19 protein-coding genes are annotated in these 20,544 nt (G+C 61.0%); 4 read left to right on the top strand and 15 right to left on the bottom strand.

Going from position 1 to position 20,544, the window contains the following annotated elements; genetic code table 11:
- The first annotated feature begins 58 nt into the window (after positions 1-58).
- Positions 59-856: a FliA/WhiG family RNA polymerase sigma factor gene (locus U5L73_RS02640; RefSeq protein ID WP_322560902.1), complete on the top strand. Its 798-nt coding sequence runs from the start codon at positions 59-61 to the stop codon at positions 854-856.
- Here the strand turns inward: U5L73_RS02640 and U5L73_RS02645 are convergent.
- Both U5L73_RS02645 and U5L73_RS02650 read right to left on the bottom strand, forming a co-directional pair.
- A complete protein-coding gene (locus U5L73_RS02645; RefSeq protein WP_322560903.1) occupies positions 853-1,962 on the bottom strand; it encodes a 3-deoxy-7-phosphoheptulonate synthase in 1,110 nt (369 codons plus the stop codon). The two genes, U5L73_RS02640 and U5L73_RS02645, sit on opposite strands and share 4 nt — an antisense overlap.
- Before the next feature lie 57 nt (positions 1,963-2,019).
- On the bottom strand, positions 2,020-3,000 hold the full coding sequence (locus tag U5L73_RS02650) for an NERD domain-containing protein (RefSeq protein ID WP_322560904.1): 981 nt from the start codon (positions 2,998-3,000) through the stop codon (positions 2,020-2,022).
- Positions 3,001-3,026: 26 nt separating this feature from the next.
- On the opposite strand from U5L73_RS02650, the gene U5L73_RS02655 reads away from it, so the two are divergent.
- Positions 3,027-3,815, top strand: a complete 789-nt coding sequence (locus tag U5L73_RS02655) for an HNH endonuclease (RefSeq protein ID WP_322560905.1) — start codon at positions 3,027-3,029, stop codon at positions 3,813-3,815.
- A 785-nt stretch (positions 3,816-4,600) separates the two neighbouring features.
- Here the strand turns inward: U5L73_RS02655 and U5L73_RS02660 are convergent.
- A complete protein-coding gene (locus U5L73_RS02660; RefSeq protein ID WP_416221254.1) occupies positions 4,601-4,735 on the bottom strand; it encodes a hypothetical protein in 135 nt (44 codons plus the stop codon).
- A gap of 310 nt (positions 4,736-5,045) precedes the next feature.
- Here U5L73_RS02660 and U5L73_RS02665 point away from each other — a divergent pair, with 310 nt between their 5' ends.
- The gene (locus U5L73_RS02665) at positions 5,046-5,645 is read left to right on the top strand and encodes a PEP-CTERM sorting domain-containing protein (RefSeq protein ID WP_322560906.1); all 600 of its coding nucleotides are present in this window, start codon (positions 5,046-5,048) and stop codon (positions 5,643-5,645) included.
- Positions 5,646-5,889: 244 nt separating this feature from the next.
- On the opposite strand, the gene U5L73_RS02670 is transcribed toward U5L73_RS02665, so the two are convergent.
- Genes U5L73_RS02670 through U5L73_RS02705 form a run of 8 tightly spaced genes read right to left on the bottom strand, consistent with a single transcriptional unit; the run spans position 5,890 to position 15,395 of the window.
- Positions 5,890-6,393 (bottom strand): DNA-deoxyinosine glycosylase, encoded by a 504-nt coding sequence (locus tag U5L73_RS02670; protein WP_322560907.1) that lies wholly within the window; start codon positions 6,391-6,393, stop codon positions 5,890-5,892.
- Positions 6,394-6,407: 14 nt separating this feature from the next.
- Positions 6,408-6,734 (bottom strand): rhodanese-like domain-containing protein, encoded by a 327-nt coding sequence (locus U5L73_RS02675; protein WP_322560908.1) that lies wholly within the window; start codon positions 6,732-6,734, stop codon positions 6,408-6,410.
- Between the two features lie 60 nt (positions 6,735-6,794).
- Positions 6,795-8,969, bottom strand: a complete 2,175-nt coding sequence (locus tag U5L73_RS02680; protein WP_322560909.1) for an alpha-galactosidase — start codon at positions 8,967-8,969, stop codon at positions 6,795-6,797.
- 9 nt (positions 8,970-8,978) lie between these two features.
- A complete protein-coding gene (locus U5L73_RS02685; RefSeq protein ID WP_322560910.1) occupies positions 8,979-10,079 on the bottom strand; it encodes a sn-glycerol-3-phosphate ABC transporter ATP-binding protein UgpC in 1,101 nt (366 codons plus the stop codon).
- A gap of 26 nt (positions 10,080-10,105) precedes the next feature.
- Positions 10,106-12,352 (bottom strand): glycoside hydrolase family 2 protein, encoded by a 2,247-nt coding sequence (locus U5L73_RS02690; protein WP_322560911.1) that lies wholly within the window; start codon positions 12,350-12,352, stop codon positions 10,106-10,108.
- A 9-nt stretch (positions 12,353-12,361) separates the two neighbouring features.
- Complete coding sequence (locus tag U5L73_RS02695) at positions 12,362-13,180, bottom strand: carbohydrate ABC transporter permease (RefSeq protein WP_322560912.1); 819 nt, start codon at positions 13,178-13,180, stop codon at positions 12,362-12,364.
- A 1-nt stretch (position 13,181) separates the two neighbouring features.
- A complete protein-coding gene (locus tag U5L73_RS02700) occupies positions 13,182-14,078 on the bottom strand; it encodes a sugar ABC transporter permease (RefSeq protein WP_322560913.1) in 897 nt (298 codons plus the stop codon).
- Positions 14,079-14,108: 30 nt separating this feature from the next.
- On the bottom strand, positions 14,109-15,395 hold the full coding sequence (locus tag U5L73_RS02705) for an ABC transporter substrate-binding protein (RefSeq protein WP_322560914.1): 1,287 nt from the start codon (positions 15,393-15,395) through the stop codon (positions 14,109-14,111).
- A 417-nt stretch (positions 15,396-15,812) separates the two neighbouring features.
- Between U5L73_RS02705 and U5L73_RS02710 the strand changes: the two genes are divergently transcribed.
- Positions 15,813-16,832, top strand: coding sequence for a LacI family DNA-binding transcriptional regulator (locus U5L73_RS02710; RefSeq protein WP_322560915.1), 1,020 nt, complete (start codon positions 15,813-15,815; stop codon positions 16,830-16,832).
- Positions 16,833-16,946: 114 nt separating this feature from the next.
- Here U5L73_RS02710 and U5L73_RS02715 read toward each other — a convergent pair whose 3' ends face one another.
- Genes U5L73_RS02715 through U5L73_RS02730 form a run of 4 tightly spaced genes read right to left on the bottom strand, consistent with a single transcriptional unit; the run spans position 16,947 to position 20,544 of the window.
- Positions 16,947-17,300, bottom strand: a complete 354-nt coding sequence (locus tag U5L73_RS02715; protein WP_322560916.1) for a RidA family protein — start codon at positions 17,298-17,300, stop codon at positions 16,947-16,949.
- Between the two features lie 49 nt (positions 17,301-17,349).
- Entirely contained in the window at positions 17,350-18,024 is a 675-nt protein-coding gene (locus tag U5L73_RS02720) for a DUF2894 domain-containing protein (RefSeq protein WP_322560917.1), read from the bottom strand.
- Complete coding sequence (locus tag U5L73_RS02725; RefSeq protein WP_322560918.1) at positions 18,017-18,661, bottom strand: OmpA family protein; 645 nt, start codon at positions 18,659-18,661, stop codon at positions 18,017-18,019. The genes U5L73_RS02720 and U5L73_RS02725 overlap by 8 nt, the downstream gene beginning before the upstream one ends.
- Positions 18,658-20,544, bottom strand: coding sequence for a hypothetical protein (locus tag U5L73_RS02730; RefSeq protein WP_322560919.1), 1,887 nt, complete (start codon positions 20,542-20,544; stop codon positions 18,658-18,660). Before U5L73_RS02730 ends, U5L73_RS02725 begins: the two co-directional genes overlap by 4 nt.

Consider the following 20,544-nt stretch of genomic DNA (forward strand, 5'->3'; position numbering starts at 1 on the left):
CTTGTCATCACCGTATCAGGCGATTGACGCACAATGGCTGCACAACCTACCGCGCCATATGGCTACTACCCCTCCGACCGAACGCCCGCAACTCACCGATGAGATCCGCAAGCTGGTGGAAACCCACCAGCCGGTGGTGCACTCGGTAGCGCGCCACGTCGGCAAGCGCCTGCCCCCCAACGTAGACCGGGCCGATTTGGTGCAAGACGGCATGCTCGGCCTGATGGAGGCGCTGCTGCGTTGGACCAAAGAGGCTTCTGGCCCCTATTTTGAAAACTACATTGCCCTGCGAGCCCAGGGCGCCATGATCGACGGCCTGCGCGCCGCCGACCCCATGAGCCGTAGCCTGCGCGACCAGATGCGCAAGGTCGAAAAATCTCTCCAGCTCCTCAGCCACCAGCTCGGGCGTGCGCCCACTGAAGGCGAGCTAGCCGCCCACCTGGACATGCCCCTGGCTGACTACCAACGCCTTTTGCAAGACGCACAGGGCTATGTGCTGCTCTCTTTGCAAGACCTGAGCGGCGACAACGTCGACCACTACCTCCAGCGCTGCATGGACGAGCACGAAGACCCTTTTGCCGTGCTGGAGCGCGCCAGCTTGCGCAAAGCGCTGGCCGAGTCGATCGAGTTGCTACCCCGCAAGAGCCAGATACTGCTGACCTTGTACTACGAGCACGAAATGCGCATGCACGAGATTGCCCGGCACCTGGGGCTCTCAGAAGCGCGCATCTCGCAAATGCACACCCAGTCCATCGCCCAGCTGCGGGCTTCGCTGGCCATGCGCGACGTCCAGACTCTGCTAACCCCCCGCAAGCGCCCGCGCGATCAGCCGGACACCGCGTTCCAGAGCATTTAAGCCAGCTCAGGCCCGGTCTTCTGGCGGCGCGCACGCACAGCGGCCGCCAGTTGTTCCAGCACCGGCACAGTCTGCGCCCAGCTGATGCAGGCGTCCGTCAAGCTCACGCCGTGCTGCAGCGGCTTGCCATCCACGATGTCCTGGCGGCCCTCGTTGAGGTGGCTCTCGATCATCAGGCCGGTAATGCGTGCATCGCCTGCGGCAATCTGCGCCGCCACGTCTTGCGCCACCACGATCTGGCGGGCGTGCTGCTTGCTGCTGTTGGCGTGGCTCACGTCAATCATCACCTGCTCGCGCAGGCCCGCAGCTTTGAGCAGCGCGCAGGCTGCGTCCACATCAGCCGCCGAGTAGTTGGGCGCCTTGCCGCCACGCAAGATCACGTGGCAGTCGTTATTGCCACGGGTTTCAAAGATGGCGGCCTGGCCCATTTTGGTCATGCCCATGAAGGCGTGCGCCCCTTGCGCGGCTTGGATGGCGTCGGTGGCGACCTTAATGCCGCCGTCCGTCCCGTTCTTGAAGCCCACCGGGCAGCTCAGGCCGCTGGCCAGTTGGCGGTGGCTCTGGCTCTCGGTGGTGCGCGCACCAATGGCGCCCCAGCTCACCAGCTCGCTGATGAACTGCGGCGAGAGCAAATCCAAAAACTCGGTGGCCGCAGGTAGGCCGGTGTCCAACACGTCGAGCAACAGCTTGCGCGCCATCTCCAGCCCTTGGTTGATGGCAAAGCTGCCGTCCAGGTGCGGGTCGTTGATGTAGCCCTTCCAGCCCACGGTGGTGCGCGGCTTCTCAAAGTACACTCGCATCACCACCAGCAGGTCGGCGCTGAGCGCATCGGCCTGCGCCTTGAGCAGGCGCGCGTATTCCATGGCCTGGCTGTGGTCGTGTATGGAGCAGGGCCCCACCACCACCACCAGCCGGTCGTCCTGCCCCTGCAGGATGCGCGAGATGGCCGCACGGCTGCTCTCCACCAGCGCCTCGGCCGCGGCCGGCACGGGCAGCTTTTCTTCTAAGAGCGCGGGGGTGATGAGCGGGCGCACCGCACCGATGCGCACATCGTCAATGCGGGTGGTGTCGTGGGTGGTCAGGGCGGCGATGGTGGAGTGGGTCATACTATGAAATTGATAGCTGCTCGCGCAGGTAATACGAGCGCTGGAGGGGTTTTTTGTTTAAAAATTGATAAAAAATGGTACGGACGCTGTACAGGATCGACATTCAGCAAAAAATTCCTTGCCGCTCTTCCGAAGCTTTCCCTCTTCTCCACATTCGGGGCAGTCAAAACGTAGAGGTGTGTTCTTTGTGCAAGATTTGCACTGGAAGTAGTAGCCGAACTTTCCGTAACTTAGTTCAAGATTGTCGCTTGCGCAGTGTTTGCAGGCTTTATCGGGCAATTTCCCGCCAGCGGTGCTGGGTGTCGGCGCTGGGTTAGTGTCTGGCGCTGATGCTGGCGGCACAGTCGTTACTTCTTCCGGCGCTACTGACAGCACAGGTTTGTGCTTTTTCATCAAGAACTCGGCAATACGCTTTCTGTTTTCGCTGTTTAGAACCGATGGCGTCGTTTGCAGGGACTGGATAAGCGATTGGACTTTGCCGGGAACTTGGTCGGCTTTGCAAACTTCGGGTAGCGGACCCGTTGATGGCCATTGAATTGTTCCGCCGTCCGAGATGGCAACAATGACGTCAAAGCGCACCTTATCGAAGGCAGCTTTGTTTTTAACGCTCTCAGTTAACAACTCTTTCAGCAAGTTGCATTGCATTTGAGCTTGAGTAATTGGGGATCGCATTCCAGAAGCTTTTTTCTGTTCGTTGATAACGCTCCAACGTATCCATTGACCGTCATCTTTTATTTGAACGCTTCCAGCCACACTTTTGCTTTCCACGATCAGAACGCCGTAAGGATGCAAAACTATGTGGTCCATTTGGGCTATTTCGCCATCTAGCTCGATGCGAATACCGTTTAAACAATCGATAGATTCACTTTTTCCAAAAAAGCGCAGGAGGTAATGCACCATTTGTTCTTCGGCCTTACGCCCCGCTCTGTCGAATTTGCTTTGTGCGATGAATGGATCAAGCTCTTTGAAAATCATGGGGCTCCCTAAAAACAGGCCCATATTATTGGTCGCAAAAGTAGTACCTTCTTCGCCTGGCATACTGATTCTTCAATCGGAGGGACACCATGGCCAACGAAGCCAATCCTAGAAATTTGTGGACTGAAGAGCAAACGCTTGCGGCCTTGCATGTGTATCTGCAACTGCCTTTTGGGAAGCTGCACACAGGCACTCCAAAGGTCAAGGAGTTGGCAGTATGGATTGGTCGTACACCGAGCGCGGTTGCTCGCAAACTTTCTAACTTGGCAGGGCGAGATCCGGCCATACTTGCAAGTGGAAAGGTCGGCCTAACTAACGGTTCGGCTGTCGATGACAAGATTTGGGCTCATCTCAAGGCGAACTGGGATCAGACGGCGACGCTAGCCGCTGAGGCTCACGACCGATTCGCAAAAGCGCACGGCGTCGAACCCGAAGCCGAGTCGTTAGAGAAAGTCCCAGAAATTGAGATGGGAAGAACTCGCATGGCCACGGTTCAATTGCGGGTGAACCAAGAGCGTTTTCGAAGCTACGTACTTGCGGGTTACAACAGCACCTGCTGTATCAGTGGTTTGCAGAATGAAAAATTACTCATTGCGAGTCACATCGTTCCTTGGAGCGAAGATACCCACAACCGCTTGAATCCACAAAACGGCCTGTGTCTTTCTGCGCTGCATGACCGCGCATACGATCAGGGGTTGATTACGGTGCTACCTGACTACACCGTCCGCGTGAGCTCCAAACTCAAATCTAAGAGTGCTGATTCGTTTCTGCAAGATTCACTTTTGCGGTTTGATCATGCGCCCATTCGTATTCCTTCGAGGCTGGCACCCTCACCCGACTTTTTGACTTGGCATGCCGCTCACTTTGGGTTTATTTAATGGCGTTAGATGATCGAGATTACATGCGGGAGCGCAGCGAGAGTGAGAAGGTGCGCCATTTCAGGCCTGCGCCACAGAAGGCATCGGTTTTTACCATTGCGCTGTGTGTCGTAGCGGCTTTGTATGTGCTGTATCAAGGAGCACTTTGGTGGCAGAACAAGCAGCGGCAAACGAAGTTATCGCCGGCACCTTCGATAGTTATTCCCAATTCACGATCCTTGGACTCAGATCTGCCGCGCGTCCAAAAACCTAAGCCACAAAGTGCCGCGCAGACAGTCCCGAATCAACCGCCCGCGCCTGGTACGGTCAACAAATGTGTAGTGAATGGACACGTAACTTACTCGGATGCGGCATGCCCTAAGGAGGCCGTCGTTGGAAGCGTGAAACTACCTCCCCCTCCAGATGTTGACCCAAACCAAATGCCCAGAACGGTATCTGCGCCCAACATTGCGCTTCAACAAGCAGGTGCATCGCCAGAACCTCAGCCCACATTTCACGACGCATCACAGCTAGCACCTGCGAAGTCTGCCGAGTGCAAACAATTGGATGAACTTGTGAAGCAAATCGACATTCGGGCTTTGCAGTCTCAGTCTCTGCAGCTCCAAGATTTGTTGCGTGCGGACAGAAAGAAAGCGCGAGATCGGCAGTTCTTCTTAGGCTGCTAGTGCTCTAATTTTGATAGCTACTCGCGCAATATCTACCAGCACTAGAGCATGATTCGGTCCCCAAGCCAACCCACGCCGCTCCATCACCTCCCGCCAAACCGCCAGCTTGCGCTCAAAGCTTTAGCTAGCATTCGCCAGGCTGCTGCCGGGGAGCTGGTAAACGGGCACGCCGCCGTTGTCGGCGACGGCCTGTAGCTGTGGCGGGCGCAGCGCGGCAATATCGTTGGGCACCGCATTGCGGATCGCACTGTCCAAGCGGCCTTCTCGCTCCAGCAGCCAATTGCTACTAATTTCATAGCTGCTTGCGCATATTCCATGAGCGCTAGAGCCCCAAAAGGTGTTGACTTACATGTCAGATGCAAGCAGGGTGGGGGCGGGGTGAGTCTGGTGTGAATGGCAGAACCAGTGCCGTCCATCTGACCCGAAACGCCGTAGCCCCGCTGCATGGCTCATTCGGACTATTGATCATCACGGACCCACGGCCCTAGCATGCGCAGGCACCTCACGTTTTTCAAGTCACTCAACCTAGGGAGATATTTGAAGTATGCAAAACGCAAAGAAACTGATGTCCGTAGTTGCAACAGCGCTACTTTTTGCAGCACCAGTAGCTTCCCATGCTGTTGACCTGGACTTCAATGGAGCTGTCAGTAACGGCGTCAGTCTTGCCCAAACCTATGGCGACGGCCCAACGTGGGACGTCACCTACCGGGACTTAACAACTCCCTCTTCCTCTCTCTTGGGTTGGACCACGGGTTACCAAGGAACGCGGGATGTGCTCTATTCAGGCACCAGCGACGCCAACTCGCATGGTCGCATCACCATTGCCCCCTATGCGGGCTACCAAGTGACGCTCAACTCGTTTGACCTAACCCCTTATTTGCCAAACAACCCGCTTGGCTTTTCATCGCAATGGGCGGTCTACGCTGCTGGAGGTACCCCTTCATTCGCATCCGTCGGGCCGTTGACTACCTTGACTACGTTTAGCCCAGCTTTGTCGTCAACCACCGGTGTTGTCATTGAGTGGAAGACCAGCGCATACGACATGGGTATCGACAACATTCGTTTTACAGTGACCGCTGTCCCCGAACCCGAAACCTATGCATTGCTGTTGGCTGGCTTGGGCGTGGTGGGTGCGATAGCGCGCCGCAAAAAGCCCGCCGCCTGACAAGCACGTTAATGGCATGTCAATGAACTGCAAACCCCGCTTCGGCGGGGTTTGTCGTTTCTAGAAGCTCGGTCGCTACACCAATGCACTCTGCATGCGAGCCAGCTACATGCTTGGGCCACTGACCGCGAGGTGTCGCTGAAGCCTTTAAACCGCCTCGAATCCGGCGATGTGTTGTTGCCCGAGGTTGCCGCGCAAGCAATCGCTCTGTGGCGGGGCACGCAGGGATGGCTAAAGACCAACGTCAAACCAACCCACACCGCTCCATCACCTCCCGCCAAGCCGCCAGCTTGCGCTCAAAGTTCCAGCTCGCGTTGGCCGGGCTGGTGCTGGGGAGTTGGTACACGGGTACGCCCAGGGTGCGGGTGTGGCGGGCGTGTTTGAAGCTCTCGCCGCCGTTGTGGGCGATGGCCTGTAGCTGCGGCAGGTGCAGTGCGGCGATGTCGTTGGGCACCGCGTTGCGGATGGCACTGTCCAAGCTGCCTTCGCGCTCGCAGCTGGCGTACACGTCCCACACGCCCAGGCCGCGTTCCAGCAACCATTTGCTACGGTTTTCATAGCTGCTTGCGCACATTCCATGGGCGCTAGAAGGCCAAATGGCTTGCAATATCTTCCAGAACTGGTTTTGCGGGTGGCCGTAATACTCTTGCGCCTGCAGCGAGCGCACCCCGGGAAAGCTGCCCAGTATCAGCACCTTTGTGGCGGGTGACACCAGCGGCGCCAGGCCGGTGAGGGTGACTGCCGCCATGCGCGTGCCCTACTTTACTTTTTGGCCAGGGTTTTGCGGGCTTGCTCGATGCCGCCCACGTTCTCGGCTTTACTAAAACCCAAGCCCTTAAGCGTGTCCAGCGCGATGCTGCTGCGCCGGCCACTCTGGCAGTACAGCAGCACGGTGTCGTCCTTGCCCACACCGGCTTTGGCGATCTCTTTAGCGATGTTGCCGTGCTCGATGTTGATGGCGCCTTCCACATGCCCGGCAGCAAATTCCTGCGGGCTGCGCACGTCGATGATGACGTCTTTGGCCTGGGCCGAGAGGGCCGCCAAAGACATGGTCAGGGCGAGGGTGATGTTGGCGACGAGTGTTTTCATACGGGGGCCTCAGGAGGTGGTGGGTTCCTGCAGATTGTCGCCGCCTCGCGCCAATCCGGTCTATTGCGGGATAAACCGCAGCCTATAAATCAGCGCGCTCTCCGCATACATGCGTGGCAGTGGCAGGCCCACCGCGGCCAGCCACGCGCCGTGGGCGGTGGGCGGCAGTGCCGTTTGGGCACCGGCGGCCAGGGCTGCGTCGTTCAGTGGGCTACTGGTCCACTCGGGCGGGGTCGGGTCCAGCCGCTCGATGGTGTAGTGCGCCGCCGGTCGCAGCATGGGCAGGCGCAGAGGCGGTGTATTGCGGTGGGTGGTGGGCGCGGTGCGGTACACCAGCAGCAGCACTTCGCTGGCACCGGCGTCGCCATGGGCTTGCCAGACTACGCCGTCGCCCGCCTCGCCCAGCCACACCTGACCGGTGTGCAGGCGGTTGCGCAGCTGCTTGTACATGCCCACCCAGCGGCCCAGAGCCATGCGGTCTTCATCGCTCATGTGGCGCACGTCTGCTTCTATGCCCAGGTGCCCGCTCAACGCTACGCCGGCCCGAAAGTTCAGGCTTTGGCTGCGGCCGGTGGTGTGCGCAGGTGCGGGGCCGATGTGGGCGCCCAGAATCTCGGGCGGTAAAAACTGCAGCGCGCCGCGCTGGATGGCCACGCGCGAGAGTGCGTCGTTGCAGTCGCTGGTCCAGACACGATGGGTGTGGGCCAATACGCCCATGTCCAGCCGGGCACCGCCGGAGGCGCAGCTTTCAATCTCCACCTGCGGGTGGGCAGCGCGCACCCGGTCTACCAGCGCATACAGCGCGTGCACAAAGCCTCTGTACGCCGGGCGGCCCAGCGCGTCACCGGCGGTGGTGAGGTCGCGGTTCATGTCCCACTTGAGGTAGGCAATGGGCACGTTGCTCAGGAGTGTGTGCAGCTTGGCAAACAGGTAGTCGGCTACTTCCGGGCGGGCTACGTCCAGCACCAGTTGGTTGCGCATGGTGAGCAGGGGGCGGCCCTCCAGCTGCAACGCCCAGTTGGGGTGGGTGCGGAAGAGCTGGCTGTCGGGGTTGACCATCTCGGGCTCTACCCACAGGCCGAACTCCATGCCGAGTGCATTGACGTGGCGGGCTAGGGGGTGCAGGCCGTCGGGGTATTTGGCGGGGTCGGGCCACCAGTCGCCAAGCGCCGCGCGGTCGCTGTGGCGGCCCTGGAACCAGCCGTCGTCCAGCACAAAGCGCTCCACGCCTACGCTGGCGGCGGCTTCGGCCAGCGCCCGGATGTCGTCGGTGCGGTGGTCAAAGTACACCGCTTCCCAGGTGTTGAGGTGCACCGGGCGCGGGCGCATGCGGCCACCGGGCCAAGGCAGGCGGCTGCGCACCGTGGCGTGGAAGTTGGCGGCCAGGCCGTTCAGGCCCTGCACCGAGCAGCTGGCAAACAGGGTAGGCGTTTGCAGCGATTCACCGGTTTCCAGGCACACTTCGCCGGGGGCCAGCCACTCGCCCATTTGCCATTGGTATTGCCCGTCGTGCAGCCACTCGATGGCCTGGCGGTGGTTGCCCGACCAGGCCAAGTGGGCGCCATACACGGTGCCGGTGTGTTCGGTGCTGCCGGGCGTGGTGACTACCGCACCGGGAAAACTGTCGTGCGAGGTGCGGCCGCGCCGGTTTTCGCGCACCCAGGTGCTGCGCGAGAGGGCGTCCACCTGCAATTGAAATTCATTGGCCCATTGGCCGGTGTAGTGCCGCACCGCTTGGGCGTTGCCGGGCAGCGGCACGGTGCCTGCGGACAGCCACTGAACGTCCAGCGCATCGGGCCTGTCGTTCACCAGGGTGCTGCTCAAGTGCAGCACGTCGTGGGCGTCCAGCGCCATGTGCACAGTCAGTCGCAACTGCGCCACGCTATCCGTGAGGTGAATGGCAATGCGCTTGTCGGTGAGCAGCGTTTCCACCTCGCAGCGGGTGAACGCTTGTGCAAACTGCTGGCCGCTACGGTGGGCCAACAAGGCGCTTTGCATGTACCAGCCCACGCCGAAAGTGGGGGCCACGGTCAGCGGCTGGTCGAACTCCATGCTGCTGGGCGGGATGGCCCGACCGTCGCGCAGCGGGGCCAGGGGCACGCAGTGGTCCGGCAGGCGGGGCCCCCAGTATCGCCACAGCGGGGCTTCATGGTCGCGCACCTCCAGCACCACGCTGGTGTGGGTGCCGTGCAGTGTGACGAAGGTGGCAGAAGCCTCGCGGGGGTGGGTGCTCATGGCGGGAGTCTAGGCCGCGTAAATGCGTTGGCCGTCTTTGTGGAACAGCAGGGCTTTGCCCGCATCAAACCGGGCGTCCAGGGTTTGACCGGAGCGCAGGTTGCGACCGTCTTTGGTCTCTATGACCACCATCACATCGCCACTGGAGCGGGCGTACATAAAGGTCTCGCCACCCAGGTGCTCCAGCATGTCGATGGTGACCGGCAGTACCGCGTCACCGCCGTCCTGGAAGTGTTCAGGGCGCACACCCACCGACACCTCGGTACCCACGGCAGGCACCGGGCCGGCAAAAGGCAGATTCACCACGGTGTTGTGAAAGCCTTTGAGGGTGACTTCGCAGTGGTTGGTGCCATTGAAGCGGGGCTGGGCGGTTACGGTGCCCTCTAAGAAGTTCATGCGTGGCGAGCCGATGAAGCCGGCCACAAAGGTGTTGGCCGGGTTGTCGTATAGCTCCAGCGGTGCACCCACCTGCTCCACCACACCGGCGCGCAGCACCACGATTTTGTCGGCCAGGGTCATGGCCTCTACCTGGTCGTGCGTCACATAGATGATGGTGGTGCCCAGCTCGCGGTGCAGGCGCGCAATCTCGATGCGCATGTGCACGCGCAGCTCGGCGTCGAGGTTGGAGAGTGGCTCGTCAAACAAAAACACCTGCGGGTCGCGCACGATGGCACGGCCGATGGCGACGCGCTGGCGCTGCCCGCCCGACAGGGCCTTGGGCTTGCGGTCCATCAGCGGCTCCAGGCCCAGAATCTTGGCGGCAGCGTCGACCTTGCTCTTGACCACGTCTTTGGCCACACCGGCGTGCTTGAGGGCGAAGCCCATGTTTTCGCGCACGGTCATGTGGGGGTAGAGCGCGTAGCTCTGGAACACCATGGCAATGCCGCGCTTGGACGGGTCCACATGGTTCATGACCTGGTCGCCGATGCGCAGCTCGCCGCTGGTGATGTCTTCCAGGCCCGAGATGGCGCGCAACAGCGTGGACTTGCCGCAGCCCGAGGGGCCGACGAACACCACGAATTCGCCGTGTTTGATGTCGAGGTCCACGCCCCGGATGATGTCGATCTCGCCGAATGATTTGCGGACCTGGGTGAGTTTGACGTCTGCCATGTTCTATTCCTCGTCGACTCCGTAATTTACGCGGCTTGCAGCGTCACGCGCTGCTCGCCCATGCGGCGGGTGGATACGCTCAGGGTGATGTCGCCCACAGCGCCGGTAGTCTCCAGCCAGAAGCCGGTGGTGCCGCCCTTGAGCGTCAGCAGGTGCGGGCCCAGCAGCTTGGCAGCGCCTATCACCTCGACATGCACCACGTCGTCCATGAAGGGCAGCAGGCGGCCGGCTTGGTCCAGCGCGCGCACGATGACGCGGGTGGCGTCTTTCTCGTGGGCGTGCAATTGGGTGTCGTCCACCTGCACTTGCAGGGTGGTGGGCAGCGGGTTACCCGAGAGCTTGACGGTGGAAACCGCCTTGCCGTTGATATAGCCGGTGACGGTGGCGTCGCGCCACAGCATGCCCCAGGCGCCCAGGTCGTTCATGTTGACATGGCGGCTGTCAAAAATCACCGGCGCATGCGGCAGGTGCGGGTAGCGCTCGCGGTCAGGCTCGGCGCGCTTGGGCGCAAAGTCGCCCACTTGCAGTTCCACGTAGTCGCAGTTGGTGAGCACGATCAGGGGCAGCACTTCGCAGCGGTCTTTTTCGCCCCGCGCCCAGTAGGTCACGGGCTGTAGCACCACTTGCTCTGCCGGGCTGCATTGGCTGGTGTAGCCCCAGGCGGCGAACTTGGGCTCGCGGAAGATGTCCATCACACCGTGATGGCAGATGCGGTCGCCCGCACCGAAGTCTTTGTGCGTGTTGTAGTCAAACATGCACCAGCCGATGGCGCCGCTGATGACGGGGTTCTCGTAGGCCTTGTTCAGCACGTCCAGATGCCGGCTCACGTGCTCAGCCTGACGGTCTTCGGGGTCGATGCGCTTGGTCGGGTACATGTGGCCGTTGAACTCGGTCACCAGATACGGCACCTCGTGGTCCAAGCCCGTCACCTGGCGGGGCTGGCGCAGCGGTGTGGGGGCAATGCCCTTCATCCATTCCTCGGTAGCTACGTGGCAGAAGTCGTTCACGGTGTACACGTCTTCCAGCAGCTCGCTGTTTTCGATGTAACGCACGCCGCCGGTCTGGCGGGTGCTGTCCAGGCTGCGGGCCATGGCGTTGGTGCGGGTGTAGAAGTCGTGGTTGTCCTGCGACTCGTTGATGCGCACGCCCCAGATGATGATGGAGGGGTGGTTCCAGTCGCGCTCGACCATGCGGCGCACGTTCTCCACCGACTCGTCCTGCCAAGCTTGGCCGCCGATGTGCTGCCAGCCCGGAATCTCTTCAAACACCAGGAGGCCGATCTCGTCGCAACGGTCCAGAAAGTAGGTGGACTGCGGGTAGTGCGAGGTGCGCACCAGGTTGCACTTGAGCACGTCCTTCATCACGTCGGCGTCTTTGGCCTGCGCGCGCTGGCCCATGGCGTAGCCCACGTAGGGGAAGCTCTGGTGGCGATTCAGGCCCCGGATCTTGACGTGCTTGTCATTGAGGAAAAAGCCCTCGGTGGTGAAGCGCGCGGTGCGGAAGCCAAAGCGGGTGCTGTGCTGATCAGTGCCAGCGCTGGTGTTCAGCGTGACACGGGCCACATACAACACAGGGCTGTCCAGTTCCCATAGCGCGAGACCGGCCAGGCCTTCAAATGGGGCGCTGAATTCCGCGCCCGCCACGTCCACGGTTTGCTGGTGCAGCACAGCGCCATCCACAGTGCACAGCTCCACCAGTGCGGTGCCGGTGAAGGCCGCCTGTGTGGGGTTGGCCAGGAAGCCTTTGACGGTGACGCCCTTGGCGTCGCTCAGTTCGTTCGCAGTTTCGACCTTGAGGTTGGCAATCGACACCGCGTCGGTGATGTGCAGCCACACATCGCGGTAAATACCGGCGTAGGTCAGGTAATCGATTTGGCCGCCGAAGGGGGGAATTTCGGGGTTCTCGCTGCCATCCACCTTCACGGTAATCAGGTTTTCGCCTTCTTTCAGCAGACCAGTCAGGCGGGCGTTGAAGGGGGTGTAGCCGTCTTTGTGGGCCGCCACTTGCTGGCCGTTGACCCAGACCACGCTGTTGGCCATGGCACCGTCAAAGCGCAGGGTTACTTCGCGGCCTGCAAAGGCGGGCTGCCAGGCCAGGGTGTACTGGTAGGCAAATTCCTTCTGGAATGCGCGTTCGTCGAAGTAGGTCATGTCCAGGTCGACGGCGTTGTGCGGCAGGCGCACGGCTTCGCCGGCAGCGGCTCGGGTAACCAGATCAGACGAAAAAGAGGTGTGAAAGGTCCAGCCCGAGACGAGCTTGGTAACAGTACGCATGTGAAAACCTTATTTGACGGAGCCCAGCATTCCCTGTACGAACTGCCGTTGCATTGCGAAGAAGACGACCAGGGTGGGCAGGGTGGCCATCATGGCCGCCAGCATGATCACGCCGAAGTCTGGGAAGTAAGCCGAGCCCAGTGAGGACAACACCAGAGTGATGGTTTTGAGCTCAGGGGACTGCAGCACGATGAGGGGCCAGAGGAAGTTGTTCCACGCCGCCATGAAGACGATGATGAACGCCGCCGCATAGGTGGAACGCATTACCGGCACATACACAAACAAGAAGATTTGCCACTCTTTGAGACCGTCCAGACGCGCGGCTTCGCGAAGCTCGGGCGGGAAGGCTTTGGTGCTCTGGCGGAAGTAAAAGATGATGTACGCCGAGGCCAGTGCGGGCAAGATGACCGCGAGGTGGGTGTCCAGTAAATCGAACTGCGCCATCAAAATAAACAGCGGAATCATGAGCGCTGCAAAGGGCACCATCAGCGTGAGCAACAGGCCGTTGTACAGGCGCTCACGAGCCTTGGAGCTGAACACCTCAAAGCCGTAGCCCGCCATGGACGAGATCAGCAGCGTGAAGAAGCCGCCGATGATGGCGATCTTTCCGGAGTTCCAGAAGACCTGGGCCACATCGAAGGTTTTGTTGAGCTTTTCGAGGTTCTCCAGAAAAGCGGTACCAAAGGTGAATTTGCCCTTGGTAACGTCGACCGAGGCGTTGGTGGAGCTGATCACCATCCACGCAAACGGGAACAAGGAGACAAAGGCCATGACCCCCAGAAAGAGGTAGGCGCCGGCCATACGGAATTTTTCTGCCCAGTTGGTCATGTCAGTTGCGCTCCCGGGCGGCATAAAACTGGATGGCGGCCAGCGCGGCCACCAGCAGCACGATGACGTAAGACACCGTGGCGGCGTAGCCGAAGTTAGGCACAAACTTGAACGACAGGTTGTAGATGTACATGGACAGCGTGAGCGTGTTGTCAGAGAACACGGTGCCCACGGTGGTGATGTTCATGGGTTCATCAAACAACTGCAGCGTGCCGATGGTGGAGGTCACTGTGGTGAACAAAATCACCGGCTTGAGATTGGGAATGGTGATGGACACAAAGCGGCGGTAGGCCGAGATGCCATCAATGCGGGCGGCCTCGTAGATCGACTTGTCGATGTTTTGCATGGCCGCGAGATAGAAGATCATGTTGTAGCCGGTCCAGCGCCAAGTGATGGCGATGATGATGACCACCTTGGACCAGAACGGATCATTGAGCCAGGGAATAGGCTCAGCAATGAGGCCCAGCCACGCCAGCGCGTGGTTGACCAGGCCGTCATAGGAAAACATGCTCTTGAACACCACCGAGTACGCCACCAGCGAGGTCACACAGGGCAGGAATACGGCCGTGCGCAATAGCCCGCGAAAGCGCAGGTTGGGCATGTTGAGGCAGCTGGCCATGACCAGCGCCAGCAACAGCATGATGGGCACTTGAATCACCAAAAAGATGCTGGTGTTTTGCAGTGCCTTTAAAAACACAGGATCACCGGCAAGGCGCACGATGTTGCCCATGCCTACGAATTCGACCACCGTTCCCTGCCCGGCATGCAGGGACATCCACAGCGAGCGGACGATCGGGTAGGCCATAAAGACCCCGATCAACCCGAGTGCGATGGAAACAAATAGCCAACCGTTGACGTCGTAAAAACGCCGGTAGCTGGTCGTAGGCTTGGGCGCCATGGTGCTCCTTGGGTTCAGTGTTGCCGTGTCTTACTTGATTTGCGAGGCGAGCTGGTTGTGGATGTTTTCCAGCGCCTTCTCAACCGGCAGGCCTTGGGCCAGACCCGGCAGTTGGGCGGCTACCGCAGCGTCACCCTCGGCGGTGTAGATGCCGTAGTTCACGCTGGGCACCTTGCTCATCCAGTCGCTGTACTTTTGCCAGACCTTGTCGCCACCGAAGAAGGGGTCGGCTTCCGAGTAAGCCTTGCCATTGCGGGATGCCAACAAGGAGCCCACGGCGCCGCGGGACTGCAGGATGGTCTGGTAGAAGTCCACGTCTTTGGCGTAGATCTGGTTCAGGAAGTCGGCAGCGGCCGCTTTTTCTTTGCCAGCAGCCAGCACATACCAGCTGGAGCCGCCGAGGTTGGACGCATTGGTGGCGCCTTGCACATTCAGGCGCGGAGTAGCGGCCACAGCCCACTTGCCGGACTGGCTGGCTTCGGCTTTCACAGAGCCGGTGATCCACACGCCAGTGATCACCGATGCCACATCACCCTTGTTCAAGGCACCGACCCACTCGCCCCAGCCGGAGGTTGGCTTGTAGACGCCTGTCTTCATGAACTTGACCTGGGTTTCCAGGGCCGCCTTGAGTGCAGGGTTGTTCTTGATGTCGAGCTTGCCGTCTTTGTCAAAGTACCAGCGGCCTGCGGACTGCATCATGATGCGGATGCTGGCGATGTCTTGCGGGTCCATGGCGAACATCTTCTTGCCGGTTTTGGCTTCGACTTGCTTGCCGATTTCCAGGTAACGGTCCCAGGTGATGTTCTGCATGTCTTTGTCGCTGAAGCCGGCCTGCTTGATCAGGTCGCTGCGGTAGTACATGCCGGTGGTGCCGGTGTCAAAAGGCAGGCCGTAGACCTTGCCGCCCAAAGTCATCAGGTTTACCTTGTAGTTGGCGAACGCCTTGTGGTCTACCTTGCCGGACAGGGGCTCAAAGGCGCCGGGGAAAGAGCGCAGGTACTTGGGGGCGTTGTAGTCTTCTACCAGCACGATATCGGGCAGGTTTTTGGTCACGCCGGAGGCCAGGGTGGTTTGCAGCTTTTGCTCCACATCGGCTTTGGCCATGTCCACGATCTTGAAGGTCACGCCGGGGTTCTTGGCGGTGTAACGCTTGGCCGCCTCTTGCATGATGGCGATGTTGAAGTTCGGGTCCCATGCCCAGATGGTGACTTCGCCGGCATTGGCGGCGTGGCTGGCCATCAGGCCGGTGGTGCCCAGGGCCAGGCCCAGCATGGCGGCAGCGGTGCTGCGGATGGTGAAGCGTTTTGCGAAATTCATAGTCTGTCTTCCTGTTGATATGGGGTCAGGCGCGTAGTGCACAGGGTGCACCGTAGCACGCGTTTCTGTTGTCTTCAGAGTCCTGTGCCTGCCTCCCGGAGGGGGCGGAGCAGCTCTGCCTTTGTGAATGAAACCAGAGTGTGTGGCGTTGAATCCTTGTACCGGCTGGCGTCCTTTCCTAAATTTAAGCGGTTAAATTTCTGACTGAAACACATGCCGACATTCGATCCGCCCACGGTCTGGCAGGGCTTGCAGACCCGCCGGGGAGACATCCGTAAATATAAAATTTAAGCGGTTAAATTCGACAATTTTTGGAGTATACCTATGGGTATCCGTAAAAATACCGGCCCCTAGGGTAAGTCCTAGGGGTCAAAAAAAGTATCAATCGATGTCAATTCACACCATGTTGCAGCACCTATGGCTACTCTGAGCGAAGTGGCCCGCCTGGCAGGCGTCACCACTGCCACTGTGTCCAACGTGCTGCGCAACACGCAGAAGGTGAAGCCTGCCACGGTGCAAAAGGTACAGGAGGCGATTGCCGCGACCGGCTACCGCCCCAACCTCATGGCCCGAGCGTTGGCCGAAGGCAAGTCGTCCATGGTGGCGCTGGTGCTGCCCGACATCAACAACCCGTTCTACCCCGAGTTCGTGCGGGTAGCCGAGCGGGTGGCCCGGCACCGTAATTACTTTTTGATGGTGTGCAACACCGACGAGCGGCCCGACATCGGCCGTGCGTATCTGCACCAGATTGCAGGCACCCTGGCCGACGGCGTGCTGGTGCTGCACACCGGTATCAGCGCCGGTGATATCAATGAACTGAAAACCCGGCGCTCCCCCATCGTGCTGGCATCCGAAGAGCACGTAGACCTGGCCGACAAGATTCCCCATGTGGTGGTGAACTTTCACCGCGCGGGCCAGATCGCCGGCCAGCATCTGCTGGAATTGGGCCACACTCGCATTGGCGCGATTGTGGGTTGCGGACTGGAAGGCATGCAACTCGGGCGTCTGGAGGGCTTCAAAAGCGCACTCGCGGCAGCCGGCATCACGGTAGCCGAAGACATGGTGCGCAATGTGAGTGACACGGTAGCAGGCGGCCACGAAGCCACCGACTCGCTGCTGGAGCAGCACCCCGACATCACCGCCCTGTTTTGCACCAACGACCTGATGGCCTATGGCGCCAGCCAAGCGCTGGCTGACCGGGGGGTGCGCATTCCGCAAGACATTTCGCTGATCGGCATTACCGATATTCAGCTCGCCCGTGACATGCGCCCCGCGCTCACCACGGTGGCGCTAGGCATCGAGCAGGTGGCGACCATGTCGATTAACCTGTTGCTGGACTTGATTGAAAACCCGCAACACGAGCCGACCATCATGCACGTGCCCGACCCAGTGCTCGTGGCGCGCGCTTCGACCGGGCCGGTACGCAATATCGCCTAGGGACAGTGTGGCGGAGGTCTTGAAAGCAGCCATTTGCTATCAAAACAGAAGCTAATTACGCACATTCCATGGGGGATGCAGGCACTTTTTGCTTATAAATGCCGAGCTTGCGAATCAGGCGGTCGCTGCAGTGAATGCGATTTCCAGCAAGTAATCCGGGCTGGCCATTTCGGCGCTCACGCACACCCGGGCCGGTGCGCAGCCCTCCGGCAGCCATGCTTGCCAAGCGGCATTAAAGGCAGCGCGGTCAGCCATGTGCTTGAGGTAAATGGTGGCAAGCAGCAAGCGGCTTTTGTTACTGCCGGCCAGCGCCAGCGTGCGCTCGGCTTGTGTAAAGACAGCCTGCGACTGGCTGGTGATGTCGGTGCCGCTCTCAGGCACTTCTACAAAATATGCGGTGCCGTTGTGCACCACAGCGTCGGACCACTGGGCTGCGGGGTTGATGCGTTGGATCGGGGAGCTGTTCATGGTGTGTATCTGCGCTGGTGAAATTGAGTGCGGCCGATCCTACTGCACCCTACTTTTTGACAGAGGACTTGCGGGCCACCAGCTTGGTACTTTTTGCAGCTTTGGCTGGCTTGGCTGCTTTCGGCGCCTGCGGCAGCGTCAAGGTATCGAGCTGCAGCAGGGTGTCCAGGTGGCTCATGAAGTGGTGCAGGTAGGCCGGTGACAGGTCTTGCATCAGACCCAGGGTGCGCAGCACCAGCCGGTGCGAGTTGAGGGGGCCTGCATTAGCGGGGCCTTGGGTGAGTGCGTGTCCGACCTGGTCTTGCACTTTCATGCGGCCCCAGGCTAGCTTGAACTGCTGAACGCTCTTCATTTCCGGCACACCGTGTGGGGGTGGGGTGACCCCGCCAGACGGCGCATCCGCTTGCGGCTCACGAAGCTGCGTGGTGAGCGCTTTCAAGCTGTCCAGGCCCGCTCGCCTCAGGGGTGCGCGGCCAGGCGCGGCCGGGCTCGCTGGTCGGGCCGGGGCTAACGCGCAGCGGCGCTCAAAATCTGCCAGCGCGTTATTTAGGGCGGTACACAGGTAGTGTTGCACTGCGCCCGATTGCGTGGGCAGCCGTTGTGCCAGTGTCTCTAGGTAGCGAAAGCGCACCGGGTCGAGTGCCTGCCGGCCGGCAGAGCGCAACGCGTCCACGCTGGCCAGCAAATCAGCTGCTGGGGCTGCCGGAGCGGCAGCCTCATTCATGCGCAGGCGCTCCCTTGGGAACGGGCGCCATTTCGACCCGGCGGTTGAGCGCGCGGCCACTGTCGTTTTGGTTGGAGGCCACCGGCTGCTCAGCGCCGAAGGCGGCAGCAAACACGCGGGAGGCGGGCATGCCCTCTTCGATCAATGCGCGGGTCACAGTGAGAGAGCGTTGGGCCGAGAGTTCGAGGTTGTCCGCAAACCGCCGGTTGCTGCCGGAGACGGGCTGGTCGTCAGTAAAGCCGCTGACCATCAGCATTTCGTTGCGTTCACCCAAGTACACCTGCAGCGGTGGCACCAAGCTTTTGAGGAGCTGCCGCCCATCGGGGCGCAGCTGGTCGGAGCTGACGGCAAACAGCACACTGCCGCTGATGCCGATGCGGCCGTTATTGAGGGTGACTCGCCCCGATTGCAGCGGTATGGCCAATGCTTTTTCGAGGGCCATGCGGCGCTGCTCTTCTTGTTGGCGCTTTTTCACCTCGGCCTCGAGGTTGGCTACCAGGTCCATCTGCACTACCAGCACGCCCACTAGGATCAGCACAAACGCGCCGAGCAGCCCGGCCATCAGGTCGCCAAAGACGGCCCATACCGGTGCGGTCTCCAGTTCGCTTTCGTCGGCGATGTCGGTATCGCCGGTCATGCCTGGCCTTGGGCGGTGGTTGCGGGCTGGTTGCGCAGTTTGCGCAGGTCTTCGACCACGGATTTTTGCGCGCTCAGGCTCAGGTCAATGACCTCGCGGGCCTGGGTCACGTAGTAGGCCAGTTGCTCGTCGCTGCGCTCGACCGATTGGCTCACAGCGGCTTCAATGCCTTGCAGGCTGCGCACCAGGGCGTCGTTGCTGCCCACAAACAGCTCCACCGCATGTTGGAAGCTGCTACTCAGGCTGGTGAGCTCCACGGCGCTGCCTTGTACATGGGCGGCAAGTTGCTCGGCCTTGTCGCCTTGCAGCGCCAAGGTTTGTGCAAACTGCGCTTGCACTTGGGCCAATGTGCTGCCGGCGGTGGCGACCAGGGTGTCAATCGCGGCGCGCTGCCCTTGGGTGGTGGCTTCTGCAGATTGCAGCAGCCCGCTGAGTCGCTCCATGAGCTGATGGCGCTCTTGCAGGGTCTGGGTATCGCGCTCGTCGAGGCGCGTCATTTCAGTGCGCAAGCGGGTGGTGAGCTCACCGAGTCGGGCACTGGCGGCCTCGCCACGGGCGGCTTCTTCGGTGCGGAGTGCGGCCAATTCGGTCCGCCAGAGGGCGGCGAGCGCGTCCATGCGGCTTTGTTGCTGCGCGGCCCATGCGGCTTCGCTCTGGTGGTGGGCGTCGAACAGCGCTTCCGATCGGGCCAGCACCTGCGTAACCCCGCCCAAAGCGGCTGCCGCTTGCTCGGTGGTGCGGGTGGTAATGGTGGCAGCACTGGTCTCGAGTGCGGCGCACACGGCTTGTTGCTGGGCAAGGGCTTGAGCCCCGGCGTTTTGCCATTCGGTTTGAAGGGTTTGGGTGCTTTTGCCCAGCGCTTGCGCCCAGTCTGAGGTCAGGGCCTGTGTGCTTTCGCGGAAGCCGGCCAGCATGTCTTGCAACTGGGTGTGCAGGGTGTTGCTGGTGCGGTCGTGCTGGGCGCGGGACTCTGCGGCCAGCTGCTGCATGGCGGTTTCCACCACTGGCGCGATGGTTTCGCCGGCATGGCGGGCGGCTGCCAACATGCTGTCTTGCAGGGATTGGCCTACTGCCGTTGCCAGGGAGGTGTAGGCGCGGTGGACGTCTTCGTGGAAGGCGTGTTGGCGGCTTTCGAGTTGCGTGCTGAGCGTGTCGTGGCGCTGCTCCATCTGGGTCATCAGGCGTTGCAGTTGCTCGGCCACCGCGGGCAAGGCCTGTGACTGTTGCTGCAGGGCCAACAGACTGGCTTCACGCTGGTGCGCCAGCGAGAAAGGCCGCAACACGCCGGCAATGCGCTGGTCGAGCAAGCGGCCGGTGTGCAGGCGATCGCGCCGGCTGAGCGCCGACACCAGCCCGAGCATGGCCGAACTGGCCACACCGGCCACCGAGGTGCCGAAAGACAAGCCCAAGCCCTTGATCGGGGCCGCCAGCGCAGAGCGGATGGCTTGCAGGTCGGTAGAGCCTTCGAGCGCAAATACCGCGCCCTTGAAGGTCAGCACCATACCGAGAAAGGTGCCCAACATGCCGAGCATGACCAGCAGACCGACCAGATACGGCGTGAGTGCCGGACCGGGCAGCGCCACGCGCTCGCCCTCAACTCGCAGGCGCACGCTGTGCTGCAGTGGGGCTGGTACTTGTTCGAGCCACGGCGCCAGCGTGTCCAACGCGGGCGGAACATTCGAGAGTGCCGCATGCAGCCCCCGGGTGCCGGCGCGGTAGTGGTGGAGTTCGCGCAGGCCTGCTGCGTAAACGGCGGCGATCACCAAGGTCATGACCAGTGCCAATGGGCTGGTGCTCACAAAACCCGCAGCGATCCAGACCAGCGCCAGGGCACCGACGGCCGAGGCGGCAGGGATGAAAAACCGGTTCAAATCTTTGTTCAT

Origin of the sequence: Rhodoferax sp. (genome assembly GCF_034520025.1) — a bacterium.
Classification (GTDB): domain Bacteria; phylum Pseudomonadota; class Gammaproteobacteria; order Burkholderiales; family Burkholderiaceae_C; genus Allorhodoferax.